This window comes from Pseudomonas sp. Teo4 (genome assembly GCF_034387475.1).
GTDB lineage: Bacteria > Pseudomonadota > Gammaproteobacteria > Pseudomonadales > Pseudomonadaceae > Aquipseudomonas.
This window is the reverse complement of the sequence record NZ_JAXCIL010000001.1, coordinates 2,133,219-2,156,328: the sequence shown is the minus strand read 5'-3', so window position 1 is coordinate 2,156,328 and position 23,110 is coordinate 2,133,219. Positions and strand designations below refer to the sequence as shown.

The 23,110-nt window shown below is 56.7% G+C and carries 19 protein-coding genes and 3 pseudogenes; 13 read left to right on the top strand and 9 right to left on the bottom strand.

Annotation, left to right across the window (positions count from 1 at the left end; all coding sequences use genetic code 11):
* Window positions 1–66 precede the first annotated feature (66 nt).
* Window positions 67–738, bottom strand: a pseudogene (locus tag PspTeo4_RS29840) (cache domain-containing protein); the annotation flags it as partial.
* A gap of 390 nt (window positions 739–1,128) precedes the next feature.
* On the opposite strand from PspTeo4_RS29840, the gene PspTeo4_RS09830 reads away from it, so the two are divergent.
* Together PspTeo4_RS09830 and PspTeo4_RS09825 are read left to right on the top strand one after the other, a co-directional pair.
* The gene (locus PspTeo4_RS09830) at window positions 1,129–1,959 is read left to right on the top strand and encodes an undecaprenyl-diphosphate phosphatase (RefSeq protein WP_322363508.1); all 831 of its coding nucleotides are present in this window, start codon (window positions 1,129–1,131) and stop codon (window positions 1,957–1,959) included.
* 1 nt (window position 1,960) lies between these two features.
* A complete protein-coding gene (locus PspTeo4_RS09825) occupies window positions 1,961–2,389 on the top strand; it encodes a DUF1294 domain-containing protein (protein WP_322363507.1) in 429 nt (142 codons plus the stop codon).
* 19 nt (window positions 2,390–2,408) lie between these two features.
* Here PspTeo4_RS09825 and PspTeo4_RS09820 read toward each other — a convergent pair whose 3' ends face one another.
* On the bottom strand, window positions 2,409–2,768 hold the full coding sequence (locus PspTeo4_RS09820) for an MmcQ/YjbR family DNA-binding protein (protein ID WP_322363505.1): 360 nt from the start codon (window positions 2,766–2,768) through the stop codon (window positions 2,409–2,411).
* The gene (locus PspTeo4_RS09815) at window positions 2,761–3,663 is read right to left on the bottom strand and encodes a LysR substrate-binding domain-containing protein (RefSeq protein WP_322364835.1); all 903 of its coding nucleotides are present in this window, start codon (window positions 3,661–3,663) and stop codon (window positions 2,761–2,763) included. The genes PspTeo4_RS09820 and PspTeo4_RS09815 overlap by 8 nt, the downstream gene beginning before the upstream one ends.
* Before the next feature lie 133 nt (window positions 3,664–3,796).
* On the opposite strand from PspTeo4_RS09815, the gene PspTeo4_RS09810 reads away from it, so the two are divergent.
* Window positions 3,797–4,408 (top strand): FMN-dependent NADH-azoreductase, encoded by a 612-nt coding sequence (locus PspTeo4_RS09810; protein WP_322363504.1) that lies wholly within the window; start codon window positions 3,797–3,799, stop codon window positions 4,406–4,408.
* A gap of 130 nt (window positions 4,409–4,538) precedes the next feature.
* On the top strand, window positions 4,539–5,597 hold the full coding sequence (locus PspTeo4_RS09805; protein WP_322363503.1) for a dienelactone hydrolase: 1,059 nt from the start codon (window positions 4,539–4,541) through the stop codon (window positions 5,595–5,597).
* Here PspTeo4_RS09805 and PspTeo4_RS09800 read toward each other — a convergent pair.
* From PspTeo4_RS09800 to PspTeo4_RS09790, 3 genes and pseudogenes are all read right to left on the bottom strand, one after another.
* A complete protein-coding gene (locus PspTeo4_RS09800; protein ID WP_322363502.1) occupies window positions 5,547–6,737 on the bottom strand; it encodes an MFS transporter in 1,191 nt (396 codons plus the stop codon). The two genes, PspTeo4_RS09805 and PspTeo4_RS09800, sit on opposite strands and share 51 nt — an antisense overlap.
* 151 nt (window positions 6,738–6,888) lie before the next feature.
* Window positions 6,889–8,475, bottom strand: a complete 1,587-nt coding sequence (locus PspTeo4_RS09795) for an ABC-F family ATPase (RefSeq protein ID WP_322363501.1) — start codon at window positions 8,473–8,475, stop codon at window positions 6,889–6,891.
* Window positions 8,476–8,495: 20 nt separating this feature from the next.
* Window positions 8,496–9,075: pseudogene (locus PspTeo4_RS09790) on the bottom strand (site-specific integrase); the annotation flags it as partial.
* Between the two features lie 131 nt (window positions 9,076–9,206).
* On the opposite strand from PspTeo4_RS09790, the gene PspTeo4_RS09785 reads away from it, so the two are divergent.
* Entirely contained in the window at window positions 9,207–9,422 is a 216-nt protein-coding gene (locus PspTeo4_RS09785) for a hypothetical protein (RefSeq protein ID WP_322363500.1), read from the top strand.
* 10 nt (window positions 9,423–9,432) lie between these two features.
* Here PspTeo4_RS09785 and PspTeo4_RS09780 read toward each other — a convergent pair.
* Together PspTeo4_RS09780 and PspTeo4_RS09775 are read right to left on the bottom strand one after the other, a co-directional pair.
* A pseudogene (locus PspTeo4_RS09780) lies at window positions 9,433–9,971 on the bottom strand (DNA cytosine methyltransferase); the annotation flags it as partial.
* Between the two features lie 255 nt (window positions 9,972–10,226).
* Complete coding sequence (locus tag PspTeo4_RS09775; protein WP_322363499.1) at window positions 10,227–10,514, bottom strand: hypothetical protein; 288 nt, start codon at window positions 10,512–10,514, stop codon at window positions 10,227–10,229.
* A 524-nt stretch (window positions 10,515–11,038) separates the two neighbouring features.
* On the opposite strand from PspTeo4_RS09775, the gene PspTeo4_RS09770 reads away from it, so the two are divergent.
* The 8 genes from PspTeo4_RS09770 to yfcF all read left to right on the top strand — a co-directional run bounded on the left by PspTeo4_RS09770 (window position 11,039) and on the right by yfcF (window position 22,252).
* Window positions 11,039–12,331, top strand: a complete 1,293-nt coding sequence (locus tag PspTeo4_RS09770) for a hypothetical protein (RefSeq protein WP_322363498.1) — start codon at window positions 11,039–11,041, stop codon at window positions 12,329–12,331.
* Window positions 12,332–12,788: 457 nt separating this feature from the next.
* Window positions 12,789–15,425, top strand: a complete 2,637-nt coding sequence (locus PspTeo4_RS09765) for a hypothetical protein (RefSeq protein ID WP_322363496.1) — start codon at window positions 12,789–12,791, stop codon at window positions 15,423–15,425.
* 596 nt (window positions 15,426–16,021) lie between these two features.
* A complete protein-coding gene (locus PspTeo4_RS09760) occupies window positions 16,022–17,314 on the top strand; it encodes a hypothetical protein (RefSeq protein WP_322363495.1) in 1,293 nt (430 codons plus the stop codon).
* 517 nt (window positions 17,315–17,831) lie between these two features.
* Window positions 17,832–18,422 (top strand): hypothetical protein, encoded by a 591-nt coding sequence (locus PspTeo4_RS09755; protein WP_322363494.1) that lies wholly within the window; start codon window positions 17,832–17,834, stop codon window positions 18,420–18,422.
* A 405-nt stretch (window positions 18,423–18,827) separates the two neighbouring features.
* Window positions 18,828–19,289: a hypothetical protein gene (locus tag PspTeo4_RS09750; RefSeq protein ID WP_322363492.1), complete on the top strand. Its 462-nt coding sequence runs from the start codon at window positions 18,828–18,830 to the stop codon at window positions 19,287–19,289.
* Between the two features lie 989 nt (window positions 19,290–20,278).
* Window positions 20,279–20,749, top strand: coding sequence for an Imm26 family immunity protein (locus PspTeo4_RS09745; RefSeq protein ID WP_322363490.1), 471 nt, complete (start codon window positions 20,279–20,281; stop codon window positions 20,747–20,749).
* A 91-nt stretch (window positions 20,750–20,840) separates the two neighbouring features.
* On the top strand, window positions 20,841–21,050 hold the full coding sequence (locus PspTeo4_RS09740) for a hypothetical protein (RefSeq protein ID WP_322363488.1): 210 nt from the start codon (window positions 20,841–20,843) through the stop codon (window positions 21,048–21,050).
* Window positions 21,051–21,616: 566 nt separating this feature from the next.
* Entirely contained in the window at window positions 21,617–22,252 is a 636-nt protein-coding gene (yfcF, locus tag PspTeo4_RS09735) for a glutathione transferase (RefSeq protein WP_322363487.1), read from the top strand.
* A 56-nt stretch (window positions 22,253–22,308) separates the two neighbouring features.
* Here yfcF and PspTeo4_RS09730 read toward each other — a convergent pair whose 3' ends face one another.
* Window positions 22,309–22,839: a glyoxalase superfamily protein gene (locus PspTeo4_RS09730; RefSeq protein WP_322363486.1), complete on the bottom strand. Its 531-nt coding sequence runs from the start codon at window positions 22,837–22,839 to the stop codon at window positions 22,309–22,311.
* Window positions 22,840–23,110 lie beyond the last annotated feature (271 nt).

Below are 23,110 nucleotides of genomic sequence, written 5' to 3'. Positions count from 1 at the left end.
CAGGGCATGGGCGGCGCCCTGCAACTGGCCGACCACACCCTGCAACTTGCCGTTGAAGCGGTTGAAGTGCTCGCCCAGGTGGGTGATCTCGTCGCGGCCGTGGGTGTCCAGGCGTCGGGTCAGGTCGCTTTCGCCACTGGCAATGTTGCCCATGGCCTGCACGGCCTCCTGCAAGGGGCGGGCGATGCTGCGGGCGATGAGCATCACCATCAGGGCCATCAGCAGCGCGATGCCCAGGCCGACCAGGCTTGCGTCACGCAACTGGCGGGCGAACTCGGCTTGCACATCGTCGATGTACACCCCTGAGCCGATGACCCAGCCCCAGGGCTTGAACAATTGAATGTAGGAAGTCTTGGCCACCGGGTCGGTGGCGCCCGGCTTGGGCCAGCGGTAGTCGACCGGGCCTGCGCCCTGGCTGCGGGCGAGGGCGACCATTTCATTGAACACCGCGAAACCGTCCGGGTCGCGGATGGCCGACAGGTCCTGGCCGTCGAGCTTGGGGTTGGCCGGGTGCATGATCATCTTCGGCCCCAGGTCGTTGATCCAGAAATAGTCGTTCTGGTCATAACGCAGCCCGCGCACCACCTGCAGAGCCTGCTGCTGCGCAGCTTCGCGGCTAAGGCTGCCAGCGGCTTCAAGGCCTTGGTAGTAAGCCAGCACACCTGCGGCAGTCTGGACCACGTGGCGGGTCTTCTCCGCCTTGGCCTGGTACAAGTCGCCGTGGATCTGGCGCAGCATCAACAGGCCCAGCACCACCAGCATCGCCACTGCCACCAGCAGAATCAGCCACAAACGGCGGCTGATCGACATCGACCTCAAGGTCTTCATGAAGGTTACTCCCGCATTGTTCTTGTTATTCAGGTGCATCCAAACACGCTTTGCCGTCGCCCCCCACTCGACTAATGGCTAAGTGCTAGATCCGGGCTACTCTGCCGCTGTTGATGCAAGCCATTGCAGAGCGGCTCTGTTAGGATTTCGGCCGCTCAAGATGAAACCTTTAGGCAGCGTGAACTTTTCGGCTGGCGTTACCACCAACAGTCGCTGTAAAACAGCCGCGCCGCGTGCGGCGAAACATAAGCAAATCAAGAACTAGGGGCCTGCAGTGAGCAGTGCCCCATCGGGGGAACGATGGATTTTTGGACTGCCTTCCAGGCAATCATCTTAGGTGTGGTCGAGGGACTGACGGAGTTTCTGCCGATTTCCAGTACCGGCCACCAGATTATCGTCGCCGACCTGATCGGCTTTGGTGGCGAGCGGGCCATGGCGTTCAACATCATCATTCAGCTGGCGGCCATCCTGGCGGTGGTGTGGGAATTCCGGCGCAAGATCTTCGATGTGGTCTTTGGCCTGACCAGCCAGCCCACCGCCCGGCGTTTCACCGGCAACCTGCTGCTGGCCTTCATGCCCGCCGTGGTGCTCGGCGTGCTGTTCGCCGACTTGATCCACGAATACCTGTTCAACCCGATCACCGTGGCGGCGGCGCTGGTGGTGGGCGGGGTGATCATGCTGTGGGCCGAGCGGCGCGACCATCGCGTCGAGGTCGACCATGTCGACGACATGCGCTGGAGTCACGCCTTGAAAATCGGCTTCGTTCAGTGTCTGGCCATGATTCCGGGCACGTCGCGTTCCGGCTCCACCATCATTGGCGGCCTGTTGTTCGGCCTGTCGCGCAAGGCGGCCACCGAGTTTTCGTTCTTCCTGGCCATGCCCACCATGGTGGGCGCGGCGGTGTACTCGGGCTACAAGTACCGTGACCTGTTCCAGCCCAGCGACCTGCCGGTATTCGCCATTGGCTTCGTGACCTCGTTCATCTTCGCCATGATCGCCGTGCGTGGTCTGCTGAAGTTCATCGCCAACCACAGCTACGCAGTGTTCGCCTGGTACCGCATTGCCTTCGGTCTGCTGATTCTGGCCACCTGGCAGTTCGGCTGGGTCGACTGGTCGACGGCGCACGGCTGATATGGCGCGCACGCAAGACAAGGTGCAGCAGGGCGCCGCTCGGCAGGAGGGCGTACGACATGCCCGCCTGAAGCTGCTGCTGTTGGGCGCGTTGTGCCTGCTACCAGGTGTCGGCGTGGCACAACTGGCCTGGAGCGGGCAAGCCTGGTGGCCGCTGGCGGTTTACCCGGCGGCGAGCCTCATTTGCCTGCTGCTGTACTGGCAGGACAAGCACCAAGCCCGCAGCCAGGCCTGGCGCACACCAGAGAAGGTGTTGCACGCCAGCGAGCTGCTGGGTGGCTGGCCCGGAGCTTTGCTGGCCCAGCAGCTGTTTCGACACAAGACCCGCAAGGTCTCGTACCAGTTGGTGTTCTGGGCCATCGTGATGCTGCATCAGGTGTTCTGGGTCGACTACCTGTTCCTGAATCATCAGCTATTCAGGCTGTTCTGAGCCAGGTGTAAAACACCCTTCACAACACCAGCCCCACCTGCAATCGCTTTGGCAAGCGCCGCACCACCAGTTGGTGCGAGCGCTGCAGCAGGTCGCACAGCTCATCGCGGCCCATGGGGTAGGGCGGCGTCATGCTGATCCACCGTGCCCGCGCCAGGTAAGGCGCCGGGCGTACCCCAGGGCGGTCGCAATAGCCCAGAAACAGCTCATCGGCGACCTTGAACGACAGCCCCGCGCCCGCCAGGTCCATGACTGCGAACATCTTGTTGCCGGCCACCGAGAACACCCGAATACCACCCCATTTGTAGTCTTCCCGCGCCCCCGGCAGGCCAAGGCAGAATGCCGCCACCTGTTCTTCGGTCATTTTCTGCTTAGACATAGCGTTCTCCGCAGGCCTCGAACGAGGTCGCCAGGTGATCGATCCAGGCCCGCACTGCCGGCAGCAGGCCCCGTCGATGGGGGTAGACCGCCTGCAGATAGCCGCCGGGCAGTGACCAGTCCGGCAGCAGCCGCACCAGCTCGCCCCGTTCCAACTGCTCTTCGCAGAACATGCTTGGCAGGGCCGTGAAACCGAGCCCGGCGCGCACGGCCGCGCTGCGCACCACGAAGTCATCGATGGCCAGGCGCGGCTCCAGCGCGACCTCCTGCTGTTGGCCGTTCGGGCCATGCAGGCGGAAGTGCACCAGCCTGTCGGCCTCCGCCGCGCCCAGCACTGGCAGAGTGGCCAGTTTGGCGGGGTCGCGAATATGGTCGGCAAAGCCCGGGGCCGCCACCAGTTGCATCTGTGCCTGGCGCAGGCGGCGGGTGACCAGCGCCGGGTCTTCATCGCCCAGGTCGCGGACCCGCAGGGCCACGTCGATACCCTCGGAAATCAGGTCGACCCGGCGGTTGAGCAGCACCATGTCCAGTTGCACCTGGGGGTACTGCTCCAGAAAACGGCTGACCACATCTGGCATGAACGCATGGGCCAAGGCGACCGGGCAGGACACCCGGAGCCGACCACGCGGCTCGCTGCTCATGCTGGCCACCACCTCGTCGGCCGCTTCTGCTTCCAGCAGCATGGCCTGGCAATGATGCAGGTAGCGCTCGCCCACGGCGGTGAGCTTGAGCTGGCGGGTGGTGCGTTGCAGCAGGCGTGTATCCAGGCGCTCTTCCAGTTCGGCGATGCGTCGCGACAGGCGTGACTTGGGGATGCCCAACTGACGCCCGGCTGCCGCGAAACCCCCGGCTTCGACGACCTGAGCGAAGTAAAAGAGGTCATTGAGGTCTTGCATGGTCATGTCTCACTGTCCTATCTGTGGGACAAACTAACGCATTTTTGCTGTCTTATCAGCCATTGGCTGCCCCGGTAGGATTCTCCCCATCGTGATCGCCCACCGCCGCGGTCTTCATTCACAGGAGAGTCCCATGAAACTGTTGCATATCGATTCGAGCATCCTGGGCGACAATTCCGCCTCCCGCCAGCTGAGCCGCGAAGTGGTCGAAGCCTGGCAAGCCGCGGACCCAAGCATCGAAGTGGTTTACCGCGACCTGGCCGCCGACGCCATCGCCCACTTCTCTGCCGCCACCTTGGTTGCCGCCGGCACCCCTGAAGACATGCGCGATGCCGCCCAGGCGTTCGAAGCCAAGCTCAGCGCCGAAACCTTGGAAGAGTTCCTGGCCGCCGACGCCGTGGTGATCGGTGCGCCGATGTACAACTTCAGCGTGCCGACCCAACTCAAGGCTTGGATCGACCGCGTTGCCGTCGCCGGCAAGACCTTCCGCTACACCGAAGCCGGCCCTGAAGGCCTGTGCGGCGACAAGAAGGTGGTGCTGGTGTCCACCGCAGGCGGCCTGCACGCTGGCCAACCGACCGGTGTCGGCCACGAAGACTTCCTGAAAGTGTTCCTCGGCTTCATCGGTGTCACCGACCTGGAAATCGTCCGTGCCCACGGCCTGGCCTACGGCCCGGAACAGCGCAGCAAAGCGATTGATGACGCTCAGGCGCAAATTGCCAACGAGCTGTTCGCTGCCGCCTGATCCTCAAGCGTAAAAAGAAACGGCTGTCACCTTAGGTGTCAGCCGTTTTTTTCATTTAGTTTTCATCCGCCCCAGGCGTTGCTGGTTCTATGCTGGCTCCATCCTTTTGCTCCGCAGGGGTCGCCAGCCGATGAGCACCTCCCGAATCTTGTTGGCGCTGGTCCTGTTCGGTGGCCTGCTGGCCCGTGCCGAGGCGCAGCCTTGGGAGGTCGGTCTGCACCGCATGACCCTGGCCGACCCGGTCGACGCCCGCCCCATGCAGGCCTTGGCGTTCTATCCATCCACCGGCGAGCCCCGGACCAGCCGTATCGACGGCTACCCGGTCCGCGTGGCCGATGAGGCCCCGGTCGCCTTGGGCCAATTCCCCTTGCTGGTACTGTCCCATGGCAACACCGGCAGTCCGCTGGCGTTGCACTACCTGGCAACGGCACTGGCCCGCCAGGGCTTTGTCGTGGTGGCCGTGGTTCACCCCGGCGACAACGCCCGTGACCACAGCCGCCTGGGCACGTTGAGCAACCTTTACGGCCGCCCACTGCAGATCAGTGCCGCCATCACCGCCGCCCGTGGTGACCAGTTGCTGGGGCCATATCTGAACGATGGCAAAGTGGGGGTGATTGGCTATTCAGCCGGCGGTGAGACGGCCTTGATTCTGTCCGGCGCGCAGCCCGACCTGGACCGCCTGCGCCGCTATTGCCTGGAGCGCCCAGGCGATGCCGACGCCTGCAAGACCCACGGCGTGCTGATTGCCGACCGCAGCGAGCTGGCCCCCCAGGCCGACGCACGAGTGGGGGCGGTGATGCTGATGGCGCCGCTGAGCCTGATGTTCGGCCGTCACGCCCTGGCTGGCGTGAAAGTACCGGCGTTGATCTACAGTGGCGACAGCGACCAGCTGGTGGCGGTGGACCGCAATGCCGAAGCCCTGGCCCGCAAGCTTCCGCTCACCCCGGATTACCGCCTGCTGGCCGGTGCCGGGCATTTCGTGTTCATGGCCCGTTGCGATGAGGAACAGCGTGCCCGCATGCCGGTGCTGTGCAAGGATGCCGATGGCGTCGACCGCCAGCATATTCACCACTCCTTGCAGCGGGACACTGCGGCGTTCTTCAGCCAGGCGCTGGGCGCGCCGCAACCGGCCGAGCGCTCAACTGCGGTGGCTACGCCGAGCCAGCAGCAGCGTCAGTCCAACCCCTGACAGGGCAAGCAGGGCCGCAACGCAGAAGATCGAGGCGTAGCCCAGGTGCACGGCGACCGCGCCCATCACCGGGCCGGCGATAGCCAAGGCCAGGTCGAAGAACACCGCGTATGCACCCAGCCCGGCACCTCGACTACTGCTGGGCACTTGCTTGATCGCCTCGACCCCCAGTGCCGGATACACCAGCGACAGCCCGAAGCCGGTCATCCCGGCCCCCAGCAACGCCCAGGGCGGGGAAGGGGCGAGCCACAGCAGGCTCAAGCCGACGACCTCGGTGGCCATGCAGGCGATGGCCACGTTGTAACCTCCAAAGCGGTTGACCGCATTGACGAACAGCAGCCGCGAGATGATGAAGCACACGCCGAACGCGCTCAGGCACCAAGCCGCACCCGCCCAGCCACGCTCCAGATAATAAAGGGTGACGAACGTGGTCAGGGTGCCATAGCCGATGGAGGCTAGCGTCAGCCCCAGGCCGCAAGGCGCGACGCGCCCGAACGCCGACCAGAACGGCAAGCGCTCGCCACGCACCACAACCACATCCGGGCGTGTACGAAGTGCCAGTAATCCCACCAGAGCAAGCACCAGCAGCGCAGGGCCCAGCACGCTGAAGCCCAGCCCGTCCACGGCCAGCACACCCACCGGCGCACCGATGGCGATGGCCCCGTAAGAGGCGATACCGTTCCAGGAAATCACCTTGGCCGTGTGCTCCGCGCCCACCTGGCCGATGCCCCAGCTCAAGGTCGCCACGCCAATCAGCCCCTGGGCCACGCCCAGCATCACGCGCCCGACCAGCAACAGCAGCAGGCTCAACACTGGCAGCGTCAGGGTCCAGGCCGACAACAGGGTCAACACCCCGCAACCGGCAATGCCGAACAACCCGTAGTGGATGGCCCGCTTGCCGCCCAGGGTATCTGCCACACGCCCGGCGAATGGCCGGCTGAGGAGGGTGGCCAGGTACTGCAGGCCGATGGTCACCCCGGCGATCACCGCGCCAAAGCCCAGTTGGTCATGCACATAGCTGGGCAGCACCGCAATCGGCAAGCCGATGCAGAGGAACGCGATAAAGGTGTAGAGGACGATCGACAGGATCTGCAGCGTAATGTTGGGGGTGGTGCTGGGGGAGGGTTGTTGCGCGGTCATGGGCTCGTTCGCGGGCGGGCGGTGGGGCGTGGCTTCATCATGGCCGTTGCGCGAAGGAAATGAAAGCAGGCTAATGATTATTTCATCGTCGAGCCTTGCCCGGTGGGACGCGTCGCGAAAGGGCCGCAAAGCGGCCCCCCGTACGATTGACTCAGACCACGACGCCCTGGCTACGCAGGTAATCGTCGTAGGTGCCGCTGAAGTCCACCACACCCTCGGGCGTCAGCTCGATGATGCGGGTGGCCAGGGACGATACGAACTCACGGTCGTGGCTGACGAACAGCAGCGTGCCCGGGTAGTTCTCCAGCGCCAGGTTCAACGCCTCGATCGACTCCATGTCCAGGTGGTTGGTCGGTTCGTCCATCACCAGCACGTTCGGCTTCTGCAGAATCAGCTTGCCGAACAGCATACGGCCCTGTTCACCACCGGAAATCACCTTCACCGACTTGAGGATCTCGTCGTTGGAGAACAGCATGCGGCCCAAGGTGCCGCGGATCACCTGCTCGCCGGTGGTCCATTGGCCCATCCAGTCGAACAGGCTCACGTCGTCTTCGAAGTCGTGGGCGTGGTCCTGGGCGTAGTAGCCCACTTCAGCGCTGTCGGTCCACTTCACATCACCCTTGTCCGGGGTCATTTCACCGACCAGGGTGCGCAGCAAGGTGGTCTTGCCGATACCGTTGGGGCCGATGATCGCCACACGCTCGCCAGCTTCGATGGTGAAGCTGAAGTCCTTGAACAGCACCTTGTCGTCGAAAGCCTTGGCCATTTTCTCGACGGTCACGGCCTGGCGGTGCAGCTTCTTGGTCTGCTCGAAGCGGATGAACGGGCTGACACGGCTCGACGGCTTGACCTCGGCCAGCTGGATCTTGTCGATCTGCTTGGCGCGCGAGGTGGCCTGCTTGGCCTTGGAGGCGTTGGCCGAGAAGCGGCTGACGAAGGTCTGCAGCTCGGCGATCTGGGCTTTCTTCTTGGCGTTGTCCGACAGCAGCTGCTCACGCGCCTGGGTGGCGGCGGTCATGTACTCGTCGTAGTTGCCTGGGAAGACGCGCAGCTCACCGTAGTCCAGGTCGGCCATGTGGGTGCAGACACTGTTCAGGAAGTGCCGGTCGTGGGAAATGATCACCATGGTGCTGTTACGCGCGGTGAGAATGGTTTCCAGCCAGCGGATGGTGTTGATGTCCAGGTGGTTGGTTGGTTCGTCGAGCAGCAGCACGTCCGGGTCCGAGAACAGCGCCTGTGCCAGCAGCACACGCAGTTTCCAGCCCGGCGCCACTTCGCTCATCGGCCCGAAGTGCTGTTCCAGCGGAATACCCAGGCCCAGCAGCAGTTCACCGGCGCGGGATTCGGCGGTGTAGCCGTCCATTTCGGCGAATTCGGTTTCCAGCTCGGCGACGGCCATGCCGTCTTCCTCGGTCATTTCCGGCAGCGAGTAGATACGATCGCGCTCGGCTTTGACCTTCCACAGCTGGCCGTGGCCCATGATCACCGTGTCGATGACGGTGAATTCTTCGTAGGCGAACTGGTCCTGGCGCAGTTTACCCAGGCGGGTGTTCGGCTCGAGCATCACCTGGCCACCGGAAGGCTCCAGGTCGCTGCCGAGGATTTTCATGAAGGTGGACTTGCCGCAGCCATTGGCGCCGATCAGGCCGTAGCGGTTGCCGTTGTTGAATTTGACCGAGACGTTTTCGAACAGCGGCTTGGAGCCGAATTGCATGGTGATGTTGGCGGTGGAGATCAAGAGGCTTACCTATCAATAACTTACGTGGCTTCGTCGCAGCTACGGACCAATTTCGGACCAATTTGGAGCTTTTCCAGCTCCTGCCAGTCGTTGGACGAGTTAATCCAGCGCGCATAAGTCGATAAGAGCATCTGCACGCTATGCCCGAGCTGTTGGGCGATAAATGCGGGGTTGAGACCAGACATTGAGCATATTGTCGCATAGGTGTGACGGCAGTTATACGGGGGGGCGGTATCGGATCCCCAGGCCCTTGAGGATCGGGCGCCACTGGTGGTGCAGGTCCGACGTCTGTTTCACGTGCTCCCCATTCTTCCCGGGCGGGAAGACGAACGGCGATTCAGTGAATTGTCCTTTGCCCTGCCTGCGGCGTTCCGCGCACTGCTTGGCGAACTCCAGGGCATACAGCGCCCTGTCGTTGAGCAGCACAAATCGAGCCCTCCCGGTCTTCGTCCTCTCCTCAACCACCCCCAATGCAATCGTCTGCCGCACATGAGCGGTCTTTTGGGTCGTATCGACCGCATCCCAGCGCAGCGCAAGGCCTTCGGATAGCCGAAGGCCAGTGAAGAACATGAACTCGAAAAAGGCAGCGTAGGTCTGGCTTGTATCGCTTCGTTTGTGAAATGCAGGCTAATCGATTTTTTTCTGTGGGCATGGGGATACCTCGTCGGGCTGGCGTGATTCTGTGGCGTTGGAGTTGGCTACGCTTAACGTATTGCAGAGAGGTGCGCGTTATGAGCGAGCGTGACAATAAAGAGACACTAATGTCGGGCTGTGCGGGCTGTGGGGAGGCAATGGACTTCGACCCCGATGACCCAAGGCCTGAGTTTGAGTTCCAGTGTGAGCACTGCCAGAAGATCAATATCGTGATCTGGGGGGTAGGTGAGCCGCCCCACTGGTATACGGAAATCAAACCAAATTCACACGATGCCGATGCTTCGGCGCAATAGGTGTGGGTGATTAAGCCGCCTTCAGCAGCGCTTCAATCACCCTCTGGCCGGCCAGCGGCGTTACTGCGTTGCCAGCCATTTGCATGCTCAGCCGGTGGTTGTCCGGGCGCAGGGTGTCGGCGGGTAATACATGGCGGCCAGGGCCTCGTTGGCGCTGAGCATTCGCATGCGGTCACCGTCGACCAGTGCCCAGCGGTCCAGGGTGGTGATGGTGCCGATAGGTCGGCTGATGTCACGGCCGGTGGTGCCGGAACCCTTGCCGTCGTAGGGCATGATGAACCGATCGCCGAAGCGCTGGCGGCCGTTGCGCACCCGGTCAAGCGTGGACTGGGTCCGGCCTGGCTTCTCGATCTGCGACCAGCGACCGGCGTCGAAGTCGAGGAAGCTGGCGGCTGGGACATGACGCTCTTGGGGTAGCTGCAGCATCAGCGGTGCTTTGCTGCGTGTCAGCACCATGAACAGGCGCACCCGGTGCTGCGGCACGCCCAGGTCTGCGCAGTCCACGATGTGCGGCGCAGCCTGATATCCAAGCGCTTGGACCGCCTGCAGCCGATAGTCCGTGGAGTGCTTCGCGGCTCAGGTCTTCTGCTCAGCCATGGCCGATACCTCCCAAGCTGCTGGGTGGTAAATTGATGCATTGCTGGCGCCGGCCGTGCCGAACGCGGGCGGTGATACGCTTCATTTGCGGGCGCGGACCTTCGGGAAATCAATGTTGTTGCGTTCGATGATCTTCACCAGTGTTCCGTAATTGACCTCAAGCTGCTTGGCCACCTAGGCGCGATGCTGGCCCTCATCCCGCAGGGCTCAGATGCGCTCGACAAGCTTCAGCTCCTTGATGCGCTTTTCGTTCCGCTGGATCTGGCGCTGAACTTCTCGCTTATCCACCCCAGTGTTCTTACTCTCGGGGAGGCGGAACACGAAATTGCCCTCGCGACCGGCTCGGAACGGCGCCTGCCTGGGGTAGCCGGTGGCTTCCTGCACCTCTTGGCAGGTCATGGTCCTGGCCATCTTGCGGATATCGGCCAACTGCGAGATGCCTGATAGGCCATGGTTGTCAGCCTGGTGTGCATGGCTCAATTTCACGATGGGCACTGCCGACGCCCCGCATGACTCACGCCATGCGCCAAGGCAGGCAACTATGGCCTGACAGGTTCGGCACGTTGCAACAAATGGAGCGGATTTATCCGCGATGCGCCGCGCGGGCGGCGCTCGCTCTGACAGGCGCAGGCGATGTCATGGTGAGCATTTCAGGCATTACACAAACATAATGCAGTTGAACGTCCGCTCTGGGTCGATATCAGCCGGTCACGAGTGGCAGCTTTCAACTCGAAGCTGTCATTGAGCCCAAAAGCAATCTTTGTGGGAGCGGGTTTACCCCCGAACACCGGCACAGCCGGTGCCATCCACCGCGTTGCCTGCTTCGCGTCGACGGCTCTGCATTTGGCCATGGCCGGCAGAAGGATGAAGGCTGATTCTGGCCTTTTGAGCGTGTTCACAGCAGCAGTTCTAGGCGTGCATGAAGGTTGGGGTTGAGTTGGCCCGCTGATTCCTGACTGGGTCCTGTCCGCCGAGACCTCAACGCACTAAACTATTCGAGCCTTATCACGAGATATCTCATGCTCAGAGAGCCTATCACCCGCACCGCTTTCGCTGCCGCACTCCGAGCAGGCCATGGCCGGGCACTGCAACAGATACTGCTCCATGGTGCCGCCGGGCTTGAAGACCTGATTATTGGAGCATGCCTGTTCTGTCAGGTTCATGATCCGCAGGCCGAAGCCAAGCGCACGCCGTGGCTCTTCTCGATCATTGAGACTGCGCAGATGCATTCTGAGATTTTTGAGGCAATCAAGGCTGAAGGGCTGGCGCCATCACACGAGGACCTATTCGACCTCAATCAGCGTAGTGGCATACTGAAACTGCTTGCTACTGCGGGCATGGATGATGCCAGGAAACTGTTGTACGCGTCTCTTGCGCGTGCGGCGGACACAGCCGATGTCATCGCTGCTGACGATATTGTTGCCCTTGATGGCGTGAACGGTTTGATTCATGTCGCCAGGCAACTGGGTCGATGGTTGCGAGCCGATACCGATTTCTGGGTCGATGACACATTATATTCACGATGCTTTGCTTCCCCAGGCGCTGAACAAGGGCTTGCCCTGCTAGAACGTGCCGCCACCTCCGATGCTGATGTCTCGCGCTATCTTGCAGAGGTTTGCACTTCACGTGATGGTCTCGCCGGACGCAACACCGACTTTTCACTATCAGCCTTTACCGCCGACGATATCCTGACGCACCTTCGCAACAAACCACGAGATCCATGTCACTGGTTTCGCGGATGGGGCGCGCAAGCCAGCAGCGATCAACGCGAGGCAATCTTCATGGCGTTGATGAGCGTGGAGCAGCCTGAGCATGCCAAGAAGCTATTCAAGTGCTTTGCGAAAACAGGCGTTCCGCGATTTGAACGACGACTGCTCAGATGGATTGACCAACCTGACAAGCCGCTGAGACTGGCAGCCGTTACAGCCTTCGCCGCGATCAGCCATCCACAATTGCGGGTAACAGCGGAGCGACTGATAGCAGATGGCGATTTCGCCAACGGAGTTGCGTTGTTGGTGAATAATTCCGCTGAGGGCGACTTCGCAACCTTCGTGCAATACCTGCCACGGCTTGAGGATAATGAAGAACTGCATCGTGTCGTTAGGCAACTTCTGCGGTTCTGTGATGCGAACCCTGTCAACGAGTCGCTTGATTGTCTTCTGTATGTTTATGAATGCTCACCCTGTTCGACTTGTCGTAAACGGGCCGTAAAAGCCATGATCGACACGAAGCTTGCGCCAAGTTGGTTACTCGTAGAGGCAGCATTCGATGCCGATCCTGATACACGAGCGCTCGTCGTTCCAGTTCGCTGAATATCGGTAGTGGTCACTGGCGAACGGCCACTTTCGACCCATAGCTGTCATTCGCTGAGGTCAGCTATTGGTCAGCTAGCTGACGCATCGAGTCGTTCTCTCAGGGCCAAGCTCAATGCCGTGTAGCGTGAGCCTGAGCTCGATCAAGTATTTGGTCGAGGTAGGAAGTGGGTAACATTTCGATCCGATCCGAGTCGCTTTCTGACAAAACGGTCTCTATTGGCATTTCTACGCTGGTGTTCATATTCAACCTTCCCTATGTAGTGGTGACCTGGCCTCAGGTGGCGTTGTAATTTCGTAGCTGATTTGTGCTGGTGTACTACGGAAATGATACGCTTAGCCTGAGCCAGTAAATGTGGCACCGGTGCCCAATTTCTGTATGACTATCCGCACTCAGGCGAGTCACCGGCTTGGCCGGTGACAACTTTAAATTTGTAGAAATCCTTAGGAACAAAGCATGGGTTCAGCGTGGTCTGTGGATGGCAACGATCTTAATACCCAACCTCGGACGGGGGGCGCTATTGCCGAGAAAGGGTTTTCATTCCAGAAGGCCTACGCGCTGGTTAGGCTTACTTGGCTACTAACGGGAGAAAGGGAGCTTGTGGAGCTGCGGTATGAAGGTGCTCAGGACGTCGATCTCAAATTTGCCGGGAATCGTGAGCTCTTAATCCAAGCAAAAGATCACCAGCAAGGCAGTTTCAGCTACTCAAAGCTCAAAGATGTCATTGCTGGTTTTGCACGGGACATGATCACCGTTACGGCACGAGAGGGTCTTGGCGCTAATTTCCCTTGTTTTCGTCTTGTTTGCACGAGTGCGCCTTACGAGGAGAGTGCTTTTCAGATTTTGCGAAGAGTCTTCATCCAGAACCATGCGGAGGCAATCGCACCACTGATTTCAGAAAAGTATCGAGAAGGCCTGGACGAGGATCAGGTGCTGGAATGCCTCCGAAATGTCTTGGGAAATGCGACTTTCGAGATTCTTCTCCATGAGGAGGCGATCGCAGACCTTACTGCCCAAGCGTCTTGGAACCTCGTGAGATTTGGTGTGCCGCCAGAGCATGTACGGTCGAGTATCACAAGGTTACAGGCAGCATTCGTGCCGAGAGCAAGCTTTCAAGTTTCGGACGTCGTCGAGAACCTCGTAGGCCTGCCCGAGGGACATCCTGGAAAGGATGGGGCTGCTTGCCGACTACTTCCAACCAAACGGTCTCTCGTCATGACGAGGTCGATGCGAACTGCATTTCTTCACGGTGCAGTTCAGAGCTTATGGGCTGCAGTAGCAAACGGTCTAGACGTGTCGAGGTCAGAGGTTCCGGAAGTAGTCCGAGCCTTAGCCGATATCCGCGCCTCGGGCGGGATGGTTGTCGTGGAGGGCAACTCTGGCACCGGCAAAAGCGCTATGGTCCGCCGTATTGCATGGGATGCTCATCAAGCAGGTAGTCACCTTGTGTTAGAGGTGGTTGTACCCGGAGAAGTTGATGATGCGAGCTGGAAGGCGGTTTTGAGTTTGCTGATGCTCTCCAGCAAACCGCTGCTCCTGATAGTCGATGACGTATGGCGACATTCCGATTTTGTTGAGGCTCTTGAGCGACATATCAGACCCGGCCTGTGTGTTCTTGGAACGAGCCGACCTGTGGCTGTGTCCCAGAAATCGGAAATGACCATGCTTGCAATCCACCCGGTGCGCCTCGGGCCGCTGTCAACTGAGCTTGTTGAAGAGCTGCGTGACCTTATCAGTACTGATCGAGAGCCTGCGGCGCAGGTGGGAACCGGTCAAATCGCGCGCTTCATGGAGCATGGGCAACTTCTAGCGTTATCGCTGACGCTACAGGGAGGATCGTTGAACGAGTTTGCCGCCAATGTTCTTAGGCCTTTACGTACCAAAGCGGCATTCCATGATTTCTTAGATCTGTGCGTTCCGGGTAGCTATGACCAATCGGCTCCGCTGTCGCTGTTCGAACGCATTCGACCTAATGGGATAGCGTTCTGGAAAGACGAAAGTTTTTTTGGTTTGGTGTCATTGCAAAAAACTAAAAACGGGGTCTCTCGCCTGAAGGTTGGCCATTCCCTAGTCGCGCAGGCAATCCTCGAAAATGAGCATTTGAGTATTGTTGATCGCGCCATCAAATTTTGTGACATCTGCGATCCGGAGATGGTAGCAGAGCGACGGTTTGTGGTGCGTTTACTGAGAGATGTTCTAGCTGACGACGGCCTAATCGAAGAGGTGAACTCAAAACGAAAAAATCTGGCGGATGGCATCCAGAAACTGTTTGACCATGCGTCATTCTCAGACGCTCATCGCTTGGCAAAAATGCTCCTGTCACTCGGGCAACCTGCGCTTGAGCAAAAGTTTCTTGCTGCGGCAAAAGCGGACCGTGTCATTGATAGTGTTGACGTTGGTTTGGCATTGAGCTTCAGGCGACGTGAAGATTATGAGGAGCTCTACCCACGCATGCTCGAATTCTTCGAACGCGAGCCGAATGCTCCTGGTCGGCGAAGATTTGTGTATCGAGTACAAGACATGGGTTCGCCAGCGCAACAGCTTGTAGTTATTGAACAAACTGCATCTTGGGTGATGAAGCACAACTTCCCGGCTGACGAAACTCTCGCGGTATTGCAGCTTGGAGTCAGCGCTACGGAGAGGGCGGCCACATTACGTTTAGAACCCATGATTGAGGCATATATCGATTTAGAACACCCTTCGATAACAATTCTCAATGTCGTCATATCAGCTGCTCGGCGTATGAAGTTATCCCAGCTATCGCTCAAAATAATCCGCACAGTCATAAACGTCCTTCGGAGAGCAGATGCCTGGGATTCAAACCAAAAGGATTTAGTGCGAAGGGTCTCTGAGCTTATTGCCCCTGAGCACGATGCAGTCACCAGAGCGGAGTTAGGTAAGATGATTGTTTCAACTTTTGAAAGCGCGGATAGCCCACGAAAGCTGATGAAGACAGTTACCGCCGCCATTATCGTAGGCGATATTGAAACGATTAAACCGATCCGCGAAGCAATTAATTCGATGAAAACTCAGGGGTGGCAAGAGGCTGATCAAATTGAACGCCACTTCATACATAAATTCAAGGACACTTAATCCGGTATATGGATTTGATTGGGTATTTATGGCGATCGGTCACTATCTCCCAGAGAGAATGCATGCAAAGTCTTTTCTACGTTCATGAAGGTTAACTACTTCGCCACACAAAATGCTGAGTGTTCGAAATCTTGGCAAAAGCTCCTGTATACCTTGCGGCTTCACGAGGGAGTAACGGGTGTGCACGCTTTATCCAGTGTTTCCTAATCATTCGAGCCTCCACATATGCACAAAGCCAATAATGAGCTAATCAAAAAATTTCGCGAGATATTGTACGAGGGGAATGCACACAATGATTCAGGCGCGAAGGCAAATGAACATGCAATTCAAAAGTTCATGGCGCAAAATTCAAGCCTGATACCCACGCCAGACGTGCTTTCGGGCGGAGTATTCTGCAATGTTGTGATCTCGAAACTTCCTATCAATCATCGAGCAATTACCGATTTTGTGTACGTGTCGGTTTCCTCGGGGCGATTAAAATAACCCTGATCGAACTTGAAAATTCAGTTCGGAAGATCTTCCAAAAAAACAAGCCTGATAAATTCCATAGCGACTTTATTTCAGCCGTGCATCAAGTCGAAAGGTGGCAAATATACTTGCGCGATGGCGGGGCTAAGGTCAGATTTTTAGAGTTTCTGAAAAACCTGCTTCCCGAAGACTTGCCTGAAACCGTTCCGCAAATTGATTACATGCTCATCATCTCGGGTGCTTTGCCTGCCGGTCCGTTGTATAAAGCAGAGCTAAATAACTTCGCTCACCATCGGAATATAAAAATCTGGACCTACGAAGATGTTATCGCCGCTCTTCCCTATAGCAGCGGTACTAAAAATATTCTATCAAAAGCCGGTGATGGATTTGTAGTGAATAGTCTTTCTGTGAGCCACGCTCAGCTACTGGAGAACTGTACGCCAAGCATCCTTCGTATTGATGCTGACTCTTATAAAAATCTTAAGCTTTCCCCTGAGGCCAAGGAGCAGTTGTTGCATTGGCAGAACGGAGCTAAATGCAAGGGCGACCCGTGGCGGGTACAACTCATGGGGCGTCACGGATTCTATTTTAGCATGTACAGAGCAAACAAGTTGATGGAGGTTTTTCGTCGATCCATGAACTGCTGCGAATGGCAAAATTGCCAGAATCGAATATTACAAAGCTTCCAATCATTTAATGGAGGATTTTTACTCCATCGCTATGATGTGAAGGAAACAGAGTTTTGGGAGGAGGGCAATAGCCGAAAGGAATTTGAGATGAGACTGTATTGCGATGTGCACTACAGCCAGGTTTCTTTGGTAGAAGGCAGGTCCTCTATAATGATGCCGTATCCTGTACAGGAGACGGAGTATAATAGTAAGAATTTCGAAGTAGATGCGCTGGCAAGGCGAGCAGTTTTGCGCTTCGTTGTGCAACATTGCCTTCCCGGGAATTTGCAGGCATTGGGAGATACTGCCAAGTTAAGGGATGTTGCAACGTATAAATTTATAACGAATTGGTTAATGGTGATTGCTAGTTTGTCAGACTTTATGCGAGGAATCTATCTGCCATTAATCTACATGGCTGATATATCAGAAGATTTTTGCAGTGTGAATCCTTACATGCTGGCAGGAAGGTTTCTTTCTGGAAGGCTCTCTCCCGCACGATACTCGCTATCCTTGATAAAAGATCACCGCCTCGTAGAGTCTGCCGAACACGAAGAAAGCACGGAACTGGCCCGTTGGAATTTGCGCACTCAGGACGAAAATGGTGTGAATATGAACGAGGTAATGCTGAAAATTCGGCAGAGGTTTAGCTTGAACGAGCTCAGTTTAATGTGCCAAAACTTTGACTTTAAGTCTTTTGAGGATGCTGCGGCTCCAGAAGTGGTTGACCTTTTGCCGCTCTGGCTTGCGGGATAATCGAGACCCGTAGCTTGAATTCAAGGCAAAAGCTGCCCTTCCAGAAGGACCGCTTATGGCCGTTTGCTGCCTTACGCCAAGGGCAGCTATGGGTCGATAGCGGCCGGTCGTGGAGGGCCGCTATCGACCCGCTGCGGTCGGTCTTCACGGGCAGCCTTCGGCCAGGCTCCCTCAGTCTGAACGTCTGCTTCGGTGCGGCCATTCAGCGAGACAGTTTTTTCTGATTTTTTGAAGGTCCGGGCCGCCCAAAGCTCAATCGGGCAGAAGGAAGCCAAACCTGCGGTGAACCCAGATACTCGTAACAAACGACCCCAATACCTCAAAGGGCCACCTCATCTGGTAAATCGACGAACTGAGTGCTGATCCCACCACTACAGTACATTTGCATGCACGCTTCTCGAGCTATGGTCTACGCTCCTAAAAAAGGAGGTCTTAGGCGCCATCTGTAGCGTGATTATGCTGTTCCGCTTGGGCTAGTTTCTATTTTTAATAGAATTTCCTAGACGGGATGATTGGTATGACTACTTTCGATATTGTAGGACTACTCGGAGCGATCGCGGGTCTTTCTATGGTGCTGGGAGGCATCTGGCTGGTCGCCAAAGGTGCAATAACAATGGCCGCCACGCCAGCAGCTGATGCGATCACCATTGAATGGAAGCGTCAGTTTAGAATTAATACTCAAGTTCCAGGGGTCGCGTTTTTTTTAGTGGGACTTCTATTTATTGCGCTATCGCTGGCTTTTCTTAAGCCCAACGAATTAGAGCCTATAGAGTTCGAAGGCGAAATTAAGAACCTTAAAGGTCGGGTTTCTGTCGTGGTGCGCCCAGTAAGTTGGGGGCTTGCGGATAGTGACAATGGTGTGATAGCTGGGCGCGTATATCCAGACCTGTCTGTCTTGGTGGTGCAAATAACAGCAGCCGGCTATGAAACTTTAACTACTCCTGTGAGAATTATAGATGAAGGTCGGCTGATAGCAAAAATCGGAGCAATAGAGTTGACGCCCAGCAATGTAACAGAGTCCGATTTGAAGAAGCAAATTTCACCACTTCCTTTCACGCCCCCCCCAATTACAGATGTCAAAGTCGGTAAATTCGGTGCCCCATTATGAGACAATTAAAGCTCGCTTTGTTTCTTTTCTGGGTAATGACAATTTTTACATATGGAGCGATAGCTTCTGCGGAAGCAATGGTCCCGGTACAAGGACAGCTTGTATCTCAAGTGAGAGGCCCTGTGCCAGGTGTCACCGTATTTCTGGTACACCCATTGTTCGGTAGAAGTGCCCCCTCGTTCACAAATGAATATGGTGTTTTTGGCTGGAGAGCTATACCTATCAGTCCAGAGCCTTACTATATAGAAATGTACTGGAATCAAACTATTATATATAGGCAGACATTAATAATTGGCGCACCAATCGTGCTGCCACCCATATTCCTCTAGCTCAAATGTCGTGCTGATGCGATTGTGCACCCCGAAATCTGTCAAGCCCAGTAAAGGTTGATATAGGAGATTGTATATGCGCTCCACTATTGCTGCTTGGATGGCGGTATTAATTACCTCATCTCATGCCGCTGAATTTAGTCAAAGCTCGTTTGGCTGGGTTACGGCAAATCCAGAAGCAGTGGCGTCCGCTTCTGATATCTCAACCAAGCTCTCGCAGGTATATTTGCAATACAATTGCGACAAAAGTGATAAGCAGAAAGACCCCGAGTACTGCGCCAAGGTCAAGGCAGCCAGAAGCATCATAGGAAAAGAAGGAGGGGTCAGAAAAATTATTGATGCTCAAGAAGACTACAATGCAGTGAATGCTGGAGCATTGGAATCCTCTGTTCATCTGGAAAGCGCGGTTGAGTCCGCTCGCATAGGCGATTCAGCCCGATATGGAGGTATGCCAGCTCCGGAAATTCTCAAAGTTCTCACCCCTCTTCTTGATTACGGTATGGATCCGGCAAGTAAAACGCCGCCGCCCCCTTACTAAGCGTTGGCCTTGGCCTTGGATGATCAACGTCTCCTTAGGCGATGAGGAAAGGTTGACCAATCTCCATTCTGTGAGAGTTATGCATTGCCTGCCGTCGCGTGGGAATGGCCGCTATTGGCCGATTCCTGCCGTTCGTGAAGGGCAGCTTTGGGTCGACAGCGGCCCTCGACGCCCCCCTAAACCCAAGCGTCATCTCAAAGCTATGCCGGTTCGGCATTAGAGCCGAATGAATGGCCCCGGACCAATTTGCGAACCAACCCATGCGTTTTGGTGGGGGAGTAAGAGGTGTCTCGCCCAGCAAAATCAACACATCCCCACCCGCTAAACCCCATGCAGTAGCGCATGGTGATGTTGGCGGTAGAAATCAAGTGCTTGTCCTGCGGGGGTTCCAGAGGTGTATTTAGGCCCTATCGTCAGTTTTGGGCCAATTTTGGGCCAATTCGACTCGGGGCGGCAGCTTCTCCAGCTCTCTCCAGTCCGAGGAGGAGCTGATCCATTTCGCGTAGGTAGAGAGCAACATCTCAACGCTATGACCAAGCTGGTTCGCGATGAACGCTTCGGTTCATCCTAGTCATTGGGCACGTGGTTGCGTAGGTGTGGCGGGTGTCGTACTGCCGACGTTCACGGATGTCCAGCGCTTTGAGCGCTGCTTTGAAGGGGCGGATCGTAACACTTGGTTCGTTGATCCACAGCCCACCTTTGCTCGGTTGGTACACAAATGGCCTGACCGGATGCGTTGACTTGGACGCCATTCGCCGGGGGGGACATCCGCTTTGCCTGGTTGATCGCTAAGATGATCGCCCACTACTTGGTCGTTGAGACAACTGATTTTGAGGGCAGTGGTAGTTTGACTTGGACAAAAACTAAGCATGGCTGATACTTCCACGCAGCCATGCTTCTGAGTTTGATCCAGGCGCAAATCAAGGCGCTGGCGGGCAGCGCCGGAGGGGCAGGTGCGCCAGAATAATGTTCTATCAAGGAGTAGATAGTTGGCCAGACAGACCGTCACCATTGGCTCAATCGTGGAGATTCAACTTGAGGAGAGTCTATACGCTTACGGCCAAATTGTAAGCCGGGCAGAGGTCGCTTTCTTCGAGCCGATCGGCAGCAGATTGAATGCTAAGCGCCTGGCTGAGAAACCGCTCAAACTATTGTTTGTAATCGGTGTAATGAACAAGGCCATCACTAGCGGGCGCTGGCTTAAAGTCTCAAAAGGCGTCGTTGGGGAAACTCTCCTTCAGCCACGTGACTACTTTATCGTCGACCAGATTTCCGGCCATGTGCACATTTATCGAAGCGATACAGGCGCGATCAGACCTGGCACAATGGCTGAAGCGAACGAGCTGGAGTGTGCGGCTGTATGGTCAGCAGAACACGTTGAAGACCGCCTCAGAGACCATTTTCACGGTTCCCGCAATGTCTGGCTGGAATCGCTGCGTGAAGGGCTCACCATTAGCTAACTTCTTCGGTTGCCGATTCGACGGTCTGCAGCATGGCTTCTGAGTTAGGGGATGGCGTACGATTACGGAAGGTGTTCAAGGATGAAACGCAGTGAAGAAGCTTAAAGAATTTGAATCCACCGTTGCTCGCTATTTGAGCAGGTACTCCCGCAAGCAATTTTTCGCAGCATTCGTTGTGATTACGGCTATCAACCACTGGCTTGCCTACAACGTCGACGGGTACAAATCGATTTGGCTGGCAATGATCGGAGGCTGGTTTTTCGGTATGACCTTCGCGCCGCTCCACTCCCAAAAGGAGTGACCTTTGCGTCACCGCTGTCTAGCGGCAATTTGGTTTGGGATGGGCTATTCCGGTGGCCGGCTAAATGTCAGTTGGTGGACTGGAGTAACTTCAAAGAGCGGTGAAAGTGGTCGGCAGAAGGCCAAAGGAAAGAGGCTCACCGCTTCTCAAGACCCTCGATTTGGGTTGACTGACTTCCTCAGGGCGTGAAGCTGCCAGTGGGTTCAGAGGTGATCTTTCTGGGAGCGAGTTCACCCGCGAACACGGGGGTAGCCCGTGCCATCCTCCGCGTTGCCTGCTTCGCGGCGGTTCGACGCCTCGATAAACCCGCTCCCACAGAGTTCGCTACAGCCTTTGAAAATGAGCAAGACCATTGCTTTCGCAACGGCTGCTATAGGTCGGCAGCATTGGGTCGCAGCAGATTCATCATCAATATCTTTAGGGATGAATAGAGGCGATAGAGCCTCTATCGAGTGAGAAGCCACAACCACCGCATTCCTACGAGGAATACACCCATAAAATTCATGAATTTTACTTATAGTACTAGACCCTTCAACGTGTAGCTTCCTACCTACGGAGCTGACGCCTTGAACAATAACTCCAAACCACGCCTATACGTCGACGCCCAATTCACCAGCCCCTACGCCATGTCCTGCTTCGTCGCACTTCGCGAAAAGGGCATCGATTTCGAACTCTCCCCCCTGAACCTGGACACCTTGGAAAACCAGGCAAAGGACTACGCTCGCCTTTCTCTAACCCAAAGAGTACCCACCTTGGTCCACGGCGACTTCGCTCTATCAGAGTCATCGGCGATCACCGAATATCTGGAAGACGTCTTCCCGCAGGTACCGGTATACCCGCATCACCCACAACAGCGCGCCAAGGCAAGGCAAATCCAGGCGTGGCTGCGAAGTGATCTGCTCCCCATCCGCCAGGAGCGTTCCACCTTGGTGGTGTTCTACGGCGTCAAGTCCGGGCCGTTGTCAGTGTCAGCCGAGTTAGCCGCACAAAAGCTGGTTGATGCCGCGCAATTATTGCTGGCCGACAATCCGGACTATCTGTTTGGCCAGTGGTCCATTGTCGATGTTGATCTCGCGCTAATGCTGAATCGACTGATATTGAATGGCGATGTCGTTCCAGCCCAACTGGAGGATTACGCGCAGCGTCAATGGCAGCGCCCGTCAGTGCAGGAGTGGGTCACGCTGCAGCGGCCACCCATTTAAAGGACGAGGTTGACCACCCGAATCAGCGGAGCACTTGGGGCTAGCTCAGGAGCAAATCAACTTTGGCAAAACCGGATCCGGTTACCAAACGGGTCATAAACCTCCAGAAGCTTCCCCCAGTCCTGTTCCACAATCTCTGGCCGGCCAAAGCCGTAGCGCTTGCCGATCAGCTCATCCCGAAACAGCTCAATGTTCTGCATGGGAACAAAAATGGTCGTGCCTGGGCTGGCGTCGCCATGGTGCTCGGAGAGGTGGATTTGCAGACCGTCTCGGCTGAGCCCCAGATACAGAGGAAGGTCTGCTTCGAAACGGTGTTCGAACTCAACGCTGAAGCCAAGAAAATCGAGATAGAACTCTCTTGCCTTCGCTTCATCGAACATTCGCAGTATCGGTATGGCTTTCTTCAGCGTGATGGCAGGGCTGGTCGGCTCGTGTGGGAGCACTGCAGAAGCCGTGTTCCAATCCGTGTAACCCAACTGCTGAGCCACCATTTCAAGAGCAGCCGAATGGGATATCTCGTGATTGCGCGCCTCAAGTGAGCTGCGCAAGCGCTTGGCCATCCGCTTGGCATTTTCGATTGTCGACATCATTCCTCCTGGAGTCGAAGCATTCTGGTGCTCGCGTTGCCAAACCTCGACTATCAAGAGCGATGCGAGAGGGTTTGGAGCAGATATGCTTTCACCATTCCTTATCGGTGCGAGCGGCAGGCAGCATCAGCCTTTGCCAATGCTACACAGTCTGTCGAGCCGTCGGAAGCTGGCCTTGCGCGGTACCACCCAGCTACTGGCAATAGCAGTGGTTGATTTGCACAAAACGCTTCATCATGGCGCAGAGCATGACGGTAGTGCTGATGGAGAA